The sequence below is a fragment of the Bellilinea sp. genome (genome assembly GCF_034432615.1).
Taxonomy (GTDB): Bacteria; Chloroflexota; Anaerolineae; order Anaerolineales; family Anaerolineaceae; genus Bellilinea.
Map to the genome: position 1 here is coordinate 1 of NZ_DAOUBL010000189.1, position 10,817 is coordinate 10,817.

Here is a 10,817-nt window from a genome sequence, read left to right on the forward strand (position 1 = left end):
CCTATGCCCGCCAGCTGAACCTGGACATGGATCAATTTACCACCTGTCTTGACGAAAAACGCTATGAAAGCGAAGTTACAGCGGATTTTGAATATGCCCGCCAGTTGGGGATTCAATCCACACCGACCTTTTTCATCAACGGGGTTGCATTGATTGGCGCACAGCCGTTTGAAGTATTTCAGGAAGTGATTGAACTGGAACTGGCTGGCAAGCTGACCAAATAATTCCGGCCGGGCGGAGAAGACGATGAAAAAATTTATCGCCGTGGCAGGGAATATTGGGGTGGGTAAATCTACGCTGGTTGAGTTGCTTTGCCAGCGGCTGGGGTGGCAGCCGTTTTACGAGCCGGTCACCGAAAACCCCTACCTTGCCGATTTTTACCGCGACATGCACGCCTGGAGTTTTCACTCGCAGGTCTTCTTTCTCACCCATCGGCTGCGAATCCACCAGCAAATTTTGCGCCATCAGGGTTCGGTCATTCAGGACCGCAGCATTTACGAAGATGCCGATATTTTTGCGCGAAACCTGTATTTGCAGGGTTACCTTTCACAGCGGGATTACGAAACGTACTACGCGCTGTATCAGACCATTGCCGAATTTCTGCCCCCGCCGGATCTGGTCATTTACCTGCGTGCCTCGGTGGAAACCCTGCAAAACCGCATTCAGCAGCGGGCGCGGGATTATGAACGCGGCATCAGCAGCGAATATCTTGCCCGCCTGAACCAGCTCTATGAAGAATGGATTGCCGCCTTTACCCTGTGCCCGGTGTTGACCGTACCGGCGGACAACCTCGATTATGTGGCTCACCCCCGTCACCTGGATTTAATCCTGAAAAAGGTGCAGGACAAATTAACGGGGAAAGAGGAAGTGATTTTCTCCCCCGAAGAAGTGGCGCTAGCCAGCGACTGAGAAAACTACAAATCAGCGTGGTTCGACAATCAGCTTGATGGCGGTGCGTACCTTGCCGTCAATATCCACATCCACAAATTCCGGGACGCAAACCACCGAGATTCCATCCTCCGCCAGATAGCCTTTGGCGAGCACCAGAGCTTTGATGGCCTGATTGACCGCCCCCGCGCCGATGGCCTGTACTTCAGCGCGTTTATGCTCGCGGATGACACCCGCAATTGCCCCTGCAACGGCGGCTGTACGAGAGTTTGCTTTGACTTTAATGACGTCCATGGGTTGGCTTATTCCTTTCTGTGATCGGTTTCGATGTCAAGCAAACAAAGGTCCGGGGACACAAAAAAATTGAATATCTTTCCTGTCAAAATTGTACAGGAAAAGGGAATGAGATTCAAGCACTACTTCTAAAACCTGCCATCTCAGACGCTGACCAAATTAACATATCGCCTTGCGGCAATTGTCTACTTTCGTATCCGCGCCGGGAAGACACGTTCGGCCAGATCGTACAATGTGGGACGCGGCGGCATTTCCTTATAAGGATAACGCCGGCCGTCGGTCAACGCGCCGATTTGCACCTCGTCTGGATCCGGCACCTCGTTGACGTAGGTTTTCTCGTCCACCAGCAGGGATGATTCGGGGATGGCTTTCCAGTAACGAATGGTGCACAACGGGGCTTGCAGGCGAATCACATTAACCGGCTGTCCGTCCCCCGTATTTTCGGGAACCTTGCGCCGGTTCAGCCACGGGCTGAGTGATGAACCGCTGTACTCCACCATCAGGTAATCCACACATTGCAGATAAAGGCGGTATTCAAAAGCTTTGTAGGCGCGCACAAACACCAGGGTTGTATCCGGTTCAAATTCCTGGGGGTCTATGACATACTCGCTGGTGATGACCTTCTTTTCCCGATAGGTTTCACTGATGGAAATTTCCAGGCGCTGCTGAATGCTTTTTACGAGTCGTTCGGCTGCTTCCGCTTTTGCGAACGCAGAGAGGGCGGTCAGCGGCTCCACGCCCAGTTTTGCGGTCAGGCTGGCGGCGTACTGACGGATTTCCTCCGATTGACGCACCGCCTCGCGAATCAAATCGTTCATTTTGACGATGGAAACTTCATATTCGGCGCTGAAGGTGCGTTTTTCGCGTACCCCGCGCAACGGTTTGGCCGCCGCAATCACTTCACCTTTGCGCACCGGTTCATCCAGTTGAAACGGGCCGCGTAACAGGTAATGAAAGCGCACGACCGCGTAACGGTTTTTATCGCGGCGGTGCACCTGCCAGCCGCGTTTCTTTTCCAGTTCGGCGGCGGTTGGGATGGAAAAATACTCGTTTGGCATTGACCTGCTCCCGCTCTAATTTTTTTGATCAGCCTGTATATAGCATAGCAAAAAATGGCTGGTGTGTTGCTCAAAAAAGGCAGCCAATCCATGGCTTTCTTAAAGTCACAAATGGTCAAACCACAGGCTGTCAACATCAATAAAAAAACAACCCGTTGCTTGCCCCAACCCCCCTACGCCCCCCTTCCCCGCAAAACCCCCATGGTCCGCTCAACGTTTTTCTCTGCGGGGAAGGGGGGCGATTCTTGGGACTGCGATTGCACCTTGCGAATCGGCAGTATAAAAATGTCTTTTCAAGGGCGGAAAAGGAAACGCCATTTTACCCATACATAGGCGGAAGAAATGATGGGTGAAACGGAAACAAAATGCCAGGATTTTCAAGGAACTTTGAGAAAGCCATCGCAATCAATCTCGAAAATAATGATAGACAATGGCCGATAAGCCGCTCAAATTAACGGATAATAATGATAAAATCTCTCAACGATGAAGTTTTCCATGCAGCGATGGTTCGTGTTATTCCTGATTTTGCTGGGGCTGGGCGGCATTGTTGCTGCCGCCGCCGCCCAAAGCGGATATACCCCCGTCAGTCAATCCGATGCGCTCGCCCGCCAGGAAGGTGCGGTGGTCTATCTCACCAACTTGGCACGGGCGGCGCACGGCATCCCACCCCTGCGCTGGAACTGGCAGCTGACCCAATCGGCGCGCTGGTTTGCGGCCGACAAAGCCGCGGCGCCGAATTGCGCTGACGCCCACCGCGACACGCTGGGCAACTTTCCGGATGTGCGCGCCCGGGCTTTTGGCTACCCCGGCAGCGCCGGCGCCGAAAATGTGTGGTGCGTGTATGTGCCGCCTGAACAGGCGGTGGAAGGCTGGCTCAAAAGCAATACCGGGCATGCTGACCAGTTGTTGAACCCCGATCACCGCGAGGTGGGAATTGGCTATAACCAGAACGGTGAAGGCTGGCTGGCGCAGGATTTTGGCAGCGACAATTCATTTGCTCCGCTGATCCTCGAAAACGAGAGTTTGAGCACCTCTGCCCAAAGAGTCAATTTATATCTTTATGACCGTCCCGCCGAGGATTTTTTCACCGCCTTGCAGCCGGCGGTTTCCATGCAGATCAGCGAAGATGCCTGTTTCAACAACACAGCGGTTCAGCCGTATCAGTCACAAAGCACATTTAACCTTTCCTCTGGTGAGGGCTGGAAACGGGTCTATGCCCGCACCCGCGATGCCTATGGGCGCAGCCTGACGGTGGATGACAGCATTTATCTCGGCAGCCTGCCAGCCGGTCTTCCTTTGGGCGAAGAGCACTTTTCCACCACCCGCCCAACGGTAACGCTTTACGGGCTGGACGCGCAGGGGCGCAGTCACCTTCAACTCAGCCTTGGCTGGCTGGGGGATGCCTTCAAAACCGGCAAGAACAATCTGCTGCTACAAATTGCCGACCCGGCCGCGCTGAATGGGAAAGCCGTGCTGCTGCCCCACAACCGCAACGACGGCAGCGATCCCAACATGGCGTGGGTGTGGACAACGTCCTTTTTTACCCAACAGCCGATGGTCGCCTACTTCCGGTTGAAGGTCAATTCATTGCCCGAAGGGGAGGCAGCCCGCCTGAGCGTGACCGCCGGTACTTTCCAGAGCGGCGAAGTCATCTTGAGGAGCAGCGATTTTCCATCCGCAAACACCTATATTGAAGTGCCGCTTTCTTTTACCTTTACGCCGGATCAAAACAACCCCTTCTTGATATTCAAAATCCGGCGGACGGGCAGTGCTGAGATCAGCATAGACACCGTAACCATTTTCACTGCCCCTCAGCGCTTCAACGGCAGCCCGTTTGTGTGGCAGGTGCCGGGCGGTGCTTACCGCGGTCAGGGGGTATGGGTGCGCTTTTCTGGCGCGGATGGCAGTAACTTTACCCCGCTGCGCGAGGCGGCCGTTTCTCAGCGGGATGGCTGCCTTTCGCCTTCTTCGCTCACGGTGCTGGCTGCACCGTCCTCTGCAACGCCGCTGCTTTCGGCGCTGGTTCTGCCTTCCTACATGGCGGGGGATGGTTGGAGTGTGGAAGAAAACCTGCCGTGGCTGCAAGCCGGCCGGGCGGGTGAGCGGGTGGAACTGCGCCTTTTGACCGGCGGGCTGGGGTTGGGCGAGTACAATGGTGAGGTGATCATCCGCCCGGAGGAGCGGGCCTATCCGCCCCTGCGCCTGAGCGTGCGGCTGGTGATGGCCGAGCGCCTCTACCCGGTCTATTTACCGGCGGTCAATCGCTGACCGTTTCAGCCGACTTAAGGGTTTCGCAAGTTCTCCCACTTCCGCCCAAATTGTGATAAGATGCCGGTGTTATGAGCGAAGAACGCAGTTCCAGCGGGGAATTCTTGACGGCAACGGAAGCCGCATCTCAGACTGCTCAACCGGCAAACACCCTGCTCGGCATTCTCAGCGAGGTTTTCAAAACCATCCTGTTTGCCGTGCTGCTTTATTTTGCCATCAGCGCGGTAACCGACCGCGTGCGGGTGGAAAACATTTCCATGCAGCCAACCCTGAATGAAGGTGAACTGCTGGTGGTGTATAAACTGGCCTACCGGCTGGGTGAACCGCACCGCGGCGATATCATCGTCTTTCATCATAACCGCCAACCGCCGGAGGATTACATCAAACGGGTCATTGGCCTGCCCGGTGACCAGGTGCGGGTGGAAGGCGGGCGGGTGTATGTCAACGGCATTGCCCTGGATGAGCCTTACATCGCCGAGCCGCCGGCTTACACGGGGGTGTGGGAAGTGCCGCCCGATTCGCTGTTTGTGCTGGGGGATAACCGCAACCGCTCATCTGATTCGCGCATTTGGGGGTTCGTACCGATGAGGGATGTGGTTGGCAGGGCGGTGTTGATCTACTGGCCGCCCGAAAAAATCCGTCTGCTCAGCCATGCGGATCTGTTAGCGCAGGCTGCGCCGTAAACCGAAAGCCTCTCTACTCTAATTAAGATCAAAAACGTATACTGACGTCAGTTCGGGACAAATCCTTTTTGCCCCCTCCTGCCTCCCCCAATATCGCTTCTGCGATATTGGGGGAGGTGCAGGTGGGAAAAATTGATGGGGTTGAATTTGATTAAAATCAAATTAAGTTTGGGATAATCAGATAAAATTAGAGTAAGTTGTCATAATTTCTTTGGAGAGGAAACATGACCAGACTTCCCCTCATAATCGGGCTGGCAGCCCTGCTGGTGGTTGTGGTGGTGGGAATGTACGCCACCGAGTTTACGGTGTACCTCGGCAATGACCCGACCGCCTGCAATAACTGCCATGTGATGGACGCGGCATACGAAGGCTGGTATCACGCCGGACATCAGGCGTGGGCAACCTGCAATGACTGTCACACGCCGCATGCCCTCATCCCCAAATACTTTGTCAAAGCCAAATCCGGCATGAACCATGTCTTTCATTTCACTTTGGGCAGCATTCCCGAGCCGCTGCGTGCCAAAACCGAATCGAAGAATATTATCCAGGCCAACTGCATTTACTGTCATCAGGAAACCGTTTCTCAAATTGCCGATGGACAGATGGATTCCGGGCGTTACTGCTTTGAGTGCCATCGCAGTGTTGCTCATGGCGAGCGCGGCATTTCCATTTTGCCCTATCAAGACAAAGGTATGTATGACCCTCATTCTCAATCGCTTCAGGAGAAGTAGATCATGCTCAAAAATCCCAAAACCATCCCGATTGTCCTCAGTATCATTATCGTCATTCTGGCCGGTACGCTGGTTGCCTTGTTGATCTTCATGAAAAATCAGCCGTTACAGACGCGCGGCGTTCCCAATCTGATTGAGATCGCTGCCATGGAGCCGGATAGTTCGGTGTGGGGGATTAATTTCCCCAACCAGTACACCACTTTTTTACGGACTGAAACCAACAACGCCCGCACACCCTACGGCGGTTCTGATCCGGTGCAGAAACTGGATGTGGACCCGCGCTTGCGCACCCTGTTTGCCGGTATGGCCTTCAGCAAGGATTATAAGGAGGATCGCGGTCACCGCTGGTCCTTGACCGATGTGCGCGAAACGGGACGGGTGAACGAAAAGACACCCGGCACGTGCTATTCCTGTAAATCGGCAAATACGCCCATGTTATGGGCGGAGATGGGGGCTGCCGAGTTTGCCCGTACGCCTTTCATGGAGCTGGGCAAGCAAATTGACCAGTCGATTGGCTGTGCCAACTGCCACGAAGCCGGTACCATGCGCCTGATTGTGACCAACCCGGCCCTGGAAGCCGCTCTGCAGGCACAGGGTAAGGACTGGCGCACCTTCACCCGCCAGGAAATGCGCACGGTCGTCTGCGCCAACTGCCATGTGGAGTACTACTTCGCCGGTGAAGGCAAACTGCTGGTTTTTCCATGGTCGAAAGGCACTTCCATCGAAAAGATCGAGGAGTTTTACAACGAAATTGACTTTTCGGATTGGACGCATGCCGAGAGCGGCGCCAGCATGATCAAGATGCAGCACCCCGAATATGAGCTGTATTCGGCGGGCAGCACGCATTTCAATGCCGGAGTTTCCTGCGCCGATTGCCACATGCCCTACACCCGCGATGGAGCGGTCAAGTTCTCCACCCATAACGTCCACAGCCCGCTGCTCAATCCGGCTGCCTCGTGCGGTACCTGCCACACGAATGTGGATTACGTGGTTGGACGGGTAACCGCGATTCAGAATCAGGTGTGGGTGACCATGTCGGCCAGCGAAGATGCGCTGGTGGAAGCGATTGCCGCCATCAAAACTGCTGCCGAAACAGCCGGGGCAGACCCGCAGTTGATTGAAGAAGCGCGCGCCCTGCACCGCGCTGCCCAACTGCGCTGGGACTTCATCGCTGCCGAAAACAGCATGGGCTTTCACAATCCGGAAGAAGCCCTGCGCATTCTGGCTGCCGCCACCGATCTGGCTCGTCAGGCGCAGTTGAAGGCTGTGCAGGCGGTCAGCGCACCGCAAAGCGCCAGCCGCTAGCGCGCCTGCCCTTTGCCTGAAAACAGCCGCCTCCGCTAAGGCAGTGCCTGCCGGAGGCGGTTTTGTTTGCTTGCAGTTACAGAATCGTTTGTTTTGTTACCAAAAAACGGTTGGTTTGGCTTTGTGCCCGTTGACTTTCATTACCATATTCGTTATGATATGAATACTGATGGAAGGTTTCTTTTAGAATTGGGGGAGCAAGTGCATGCCGCGATTGTCTGAACAGCCAGCCCCACACTCCCACCCCCGGCATTTCCGCACCGGACGGGCACAGTCCTTTATTGAGCTGGCCCTGGTGTTGCCGGTCTTGTTTATTATTTTGTTGGGGGTGGTGGAAGTGGCCATTTTTATCGGCCGCTATCTGGATGTGTTGGACCTGACCCGCGAGGTTGCCCGTCAGGCTGCCCGCGAGGAGCGCTTTACGGCTCCGTCCACTTTCTTTGCTGAAGTTGATTCCTATCTGGCGGCGCCGCCGACTGGCTTGAATTCTTACATCACAATGAACAATGCTACTGATGACATGGTGGTTTCGGTTTTCGACCTGCGGGGTAGTGGCGAAAGAATCTTGCATGTCTGGTCAAATACCAGCGAAAATTACAAAAAAGACTGTGAGGGTAACGAAGTCCGCACCGAACCGTATTACACCCTTGATCGAGTGATGGCGATCGGTTCGCCCGATGTCAATGAGGGCATGGTCGCCGTAGAAATCTATTACTGTCATCCACTGGTACTGAACATTCCGTTAATCACTTCTTTTATTCCAAATCCGGTGCAAATCCATGCCTATTCCATCTTTCCGTTTCCTGCCATCAAGTACCGCTAAGCGGCAATCTTCTGCGCGGCGGCCTGCCCGCGGGCAGGTGCTGGTCATTTTTGCGGTGGCCATGTTAACCCTGCTCTTTTTCGTCGGGCTGGCCATTGATGCAGGCTCCTTATATGTCACCTACAACCACCTCAAACGGGCGGTGGATGCTGCCGCAGTGGCGGCTGCCAACCAGTACAAACGCGGAGAAACCCATCTCAATAAATTTGAAGACGCCGCCACCGAAGTGCTCGAACTGAACAATGTGGATATGTCGGTGGTGGATCTCGAAGTTCATATTTGTGATGAGGATGGGGATTATGTGATTGATCATGGCCTGCCGGCTGACTTGGATCGCCGCTGTCACGAGGCCGCTTTTCTCCGTAAACTGGTGTGGGTTAAGGCTACCCAGCGGGCACCGCTCTACTTTTTGGGATTGCTGGGTTTTGGTCCGGTTTCTCTGACCACCCAGACCATCTCCGAAGCCGCTGCAGTGGATATTGTGCTGGTGCTGGATGTTTCCGAATCCATGTCGAGCCAGACCAGCGGTTACATCGTCAATGATTACGACCCTGATACCCAATGCAACCCGAACACCCGCACAGCGGGAAGCGTGCCGCCCTCGGGGGCATGCCTGCCGATGTGGTACCTGAAGAATGCCGCCCATGCCCTGATCAATACCATTTATGAAGGCTACGATCGGATTGCAATTATCACCTACGATTCGCGTGCGGAATTGAAGCAGGACTTCACCAGCCTCAAAGCCGTTGCGCGGAGTGCATTATGGAACAATGTCAACGTCCATGATGACCCGCCCTATGCGCGGATGTGGGCGCCGTGGGGGCCAGACCGTGAGCCGGGTGATTACGCCTTCAACCCGGTCAACCCCGAAGACCGTGATGGAGACGGGCGCGATACGGATGATGATATTGCTTTATATGGGGTGGATTGCCCGTGGGTTGCCAACCCGGCTGCGCTGGCTGACCGCTGGTGGAGTGTTGACGAAGGTGCACCCGATCCCTTTGGCTGGGGCGGGGTGCCGTGCGATCACGATGCCTATCTGGATGCTTACGACTGGAATTCCGATGACATCTTCACCATGGATGACCACAACGCTTCGCTGGCGTATCTGGCCAAATTCCCGGCGTTTACCGATTTAAGCGGCCATACCATCCGCCCTTCGCTTTCGCCGCTTTCTACCTGCATCGGCTGCGGTTTGCGCATGGCTAACGAACTGCTGACCAAGTACGGCCGCCGGGATGCGATTTGGGTGGTCGTGATGTTCACCGACGGCGTGGCCAATTTGAGCGATACACCGCCCAACGCCTCAACCGGCCCGGGCGATACCCCTTACACCGGTGGGAATGTGCCGGCGGTCATGACCAGCGGCTTTTGTAACGGGCATTTTGCCGACCGCGATGCTGACTCGTGGTGGCAAAAACTGTGCATTGACCGCCACTTCACCCCGCGCTACTGTATTGATACGAGCGGCGCAACCTGCCCGCCGGGCTCAACCCACGTGGTGCCGGCACTGCGCAGTTATACCTACTCGGTCACCGACTACGCCCGTGACCTGGTGGATGCAATTGGTTTGACCATTTCCGGCAATCCGCAAGAGCCGCTCGGCACGGATGTGGCCATGTACGCGGTCGGATTTGGGGCAGTAAATTTGGGCGAACCGCTGTTGCGTTACATTGCTGCCGTAGGTGATGATGGAGACCGCCGTACCGATGAATGTGCGGGCAAACCCAGTTTGCAATCCTGTGGTAATTATTTTTATACCAATGATGCCTCTCGGCTGCAGGCGATTTTTGAGGATATTGCCAGCCGCATTTATACCCGTATCAATCAATAAAGGGCTTTGAACGGAAGGACCGCCCATGAAACGATTACCGATTTTTAAATCCCTCGTCCTCTTCCAGCGGCAGCGCTGGCGTGCGCAGGGTTTTGTGGAATTTGCCCTCGCGCTGCCCATTCTGCTGATGCTGATCTTCGGAATCATCGAATTTGGGCGCTTTTTACAGGCCTGGCTGGCGCTGCAAAACGGGGCCCGTTTTGGGGTGCGTTACGCGGTCAGCGGGGATTTCAACCCGGAATACTGCGACGAAGCCGCCGCCGCCCTGGGGCTGACCGCCGAACATAGCGGCAACTGCCGTGTTCCGGAGACTGTGGACGACTGGGACGAAAAGAGCAGCGCGCTGAAAGACTGGGCGCGGCTGGCTTCCATCCGCGATGCGGCCATTGCCGGGGCAACCGGCGTGGCGTGGGATCCGGCCCCGGCAGTTTCCGGCGACTATCTGGCTTACCTTGATTACGGTTGGAATCATTCTGACTTCGATATGACGCACCGCGGCAACCCGGCTCTGAAGGGCTTTTTGAATGTGATGATTTGCTCAAACCGTGAGGAAGACCTCGGCGGGGGGCTATTTGCCCGTTTTCAACGCAACCCACATGAGATTAGATATTATGAACCTAATGACCCCGGGCATTTGCAGGACTATCGCTTCCCCATGTTTTGCGAACGGGCTCTTGGCACCAAAACTGGAACTACCTTCAACCAGACCGCTATCGAACGGTATGTGGATGACGCCGGCGGGTCGGGTGACCGGGTTTTCGTGCGTCTGGCCTACCGCCACGAATTGATCACGCCCTTCCTCAACAATATCTGGCCGACGGCCATGATCTATGCCGAGCGGGAAGGCTACGTGGAAGCCTTCCGAAAAACACGGCCGGGCGGGGCGCTGGGAGTTGCCCCCACCCCCACCAGTACTCCAACCGACACGCCCAC

General features: G+C 55.4%; 11 protein-coding genes. 9 read left to right on the top strand and 2 right to left on the bottom strand.

What is annotated here, in order from left to right:
* Together VAE48_RS08610 and VAE48_RS08615 are read left to right on the top strand one after the other, a co-directional pair.
* Window positions 1–224, top strand: a 224-nt coding sequence (locus VAE48_RS08610) for a DsbA family protein (RefSeq protein ID WP_322792914.1), incomplete at its 5' end; no start/stop codon positions are given.
* 22 nt (window positions 225–246) lie between these two features.
* Complete coding sequence (locus VAE48_RS08615) at window positions 247–909, top strand: deoxynucleoside kinase (protein ID WP_322792915.1); 663 nt, start codon at window positions 247–249, stop codon at window positions 907–909.
* Window positions 910–921: 12 nt separating this feature from the next.
* Here the strand turns inward: VAE48_RS08615 and VAE48_RS08620 are convergent, their stop codons facing one another.
* A complete protein-coding gene (locus VAE48_RS08620) occupies window positions 922–1,182 on the bottom strand; it encodes a stage V sporulation protein S (protein WP_061913254.1) in 261 nt (86 codons plus the stop codon).
* Between the two features lie 185 nt (window positions 1,183–1,367).
* On the bottom strand, window positions 1,368–2,240 hold the full coding sequence (locus tag VAE48_RS08625; RefSeq protein WP_322792916.1) for a hypothetical protein: 873 nt from the start codon (window positions 2,238–2,240) through the stop codon (window positions 1,368–1,370).
* Window positions 2,241–2,735: 495 nt separating this feature from the next.
* On the opposite strand from VAE48_RS08625, the gene VAE48_RS08630 reads away from it, so the two are divergent.
* The 7 genes from VAE48_RS08630 to VAE48_RS08660 form a co-directional block, all read left to right on the top strand.
* The gene (locus tag VAE48_RS08630) at window positions 2,736–4,508 is read left to right on the top strand and encodes a CAP domain-containing protein (protein WP_322792917.1); all 1,773 of its coding nucleotides are present in this window, start codon (window positions 2,736–2,738) and stop codon (window positions 4,506–4,508) included.
* A gap of 71 nt (window positions 4,509–4,579) precedes the next feature.
* A complete protein-coding gene (gene lepB / locus VAE48_RS08635) occupies window positions 4,580–5,191 on the top strand; it encodes a signal peptidase I (RefSeq protein ID WP_322792918.1) in 612 nt (203 codons plus the stop codon).
* A 224-nt stretch (window positions 5,192–5,415) separates the two neighbouring features.
* Entirely contained in the window at window positions 5,416–5,922 is a 507-nt protein-coding gene (gene nrfH / locus VAE48_RS08640) for a cytochrome c nitrite reductase small subunit (protein WP_322792919.1), read from the top strand.
* Between the two features lie 3 nt (window positions 5,923–5,925).
* Entirely contained in the window at window positions 5,926–7,227 is a 1,302-nt protein-coding gene (locus VAE48_RS08645; protein ID WP_322792920.1) for an ammonia-forming cytochrome c nitrite reductase subunit c552, read from the top strand.
* 205 nt (window positions 7,228–7,432) lie between these two features.
* Window positions 7,433–8,050 (top strand): TadE/TadG family type IV pilus assembly protein, encoded by a 618-nt coding sequence (locus tag VAE48_RS08650; RefSeq protein ID WP_322792921.1) that lies wholly within the window; start codon window positions 7,433–7,435, stop codon window positions 8,048–8,050.
* Entirely contained in the window at window positions 8,007–9,884 is a 1,878-nt protein-coding gene (locus tag VAE48_RS08655) for a VWA domain-containing protein (RefSeq protein WP_322792922.1), read from the top strand. Before VAE48_RS08650 ends, VAE48_RS08655 begins: the two co-directional genes overlap by 44 nt.
* A 25-nt stretch (window positions 9,885–9,909) precedes the next feature.
* A partial coding sequence (locus VAE48_RS08660) for a TadE family protein (RefSeq protein WP_322792923.1) occupies window positions 9,910–10,817 on the top strand: 908 nt, incomplete at its 3' end.

Excerpts from the sequence above, each read along its gene's own strand:
- VAE48_RS08655 (WP_322792922.1), top strand. The coding sequence starts at position 8,007 with ATGCCTATTCCATCTTTCCGTTTCCTGCCATCAAGTACCGCTAAGCGG.
- VAE48_RS08620 (WP_061913254.1), bottom strand. The coding sequence starts at position 1,182 with ATGGACGTCATTAAAGTCAAAGCAAACTCTCGTACAGCCGCCGTTGCA.
- VAE48_RS08645 (WP_322792920.1), top strand. The coding sequence starts at position 5,926 with ATGCTCAAAAATCCCAAAACCATCCCGATTGTCCTCAGTATCATTATC.
- lepB (WP_322792918.1), top strand. The coding sequence starts at position 4,580 with ATGAGCGAAGAACGCAGTTCCAGCGGGGAATTCTTGACGGCAACGGAA.
- VAE48_RS08625 (WP_322792916.1), bottom strand. The coding sequence starts at position 2,240 with ATGCCAAACGAGTATTTTTCCATCCCAACCGCCGCCGAACTGGAAAAG.
- VAE48_RS08650 (WP_322792921.1), top strand. The coding sequence starts at position 7,433 with ATGCCGCGATTGTCTGAACAGCCAGCCCCACACTCCCACCCCCGGCAT.
- VAE48_RS08630 (WP_322792917.1), top strand. The coding sequence starts at position 2,736 with ATGCAGCGATGGTTCGTGTTATTCCTGATTTTGCTGGGGCTGGGCGGC.
- nrfH (WP_322792919.1), top strand. The coding sequence starts at position 5,416 with ATGACCAGACTTCCCCTCATAATCGGGCTGGCAGCCCTGCTGGTGGTT.
- VAE48_RS08615 (WP_322792915.1), top strand. The coding sequence starts at position 247 with ATGAAAAAATTTATCGCCGTGGCAGGGAATATTGGGGTGGGTAAATCT.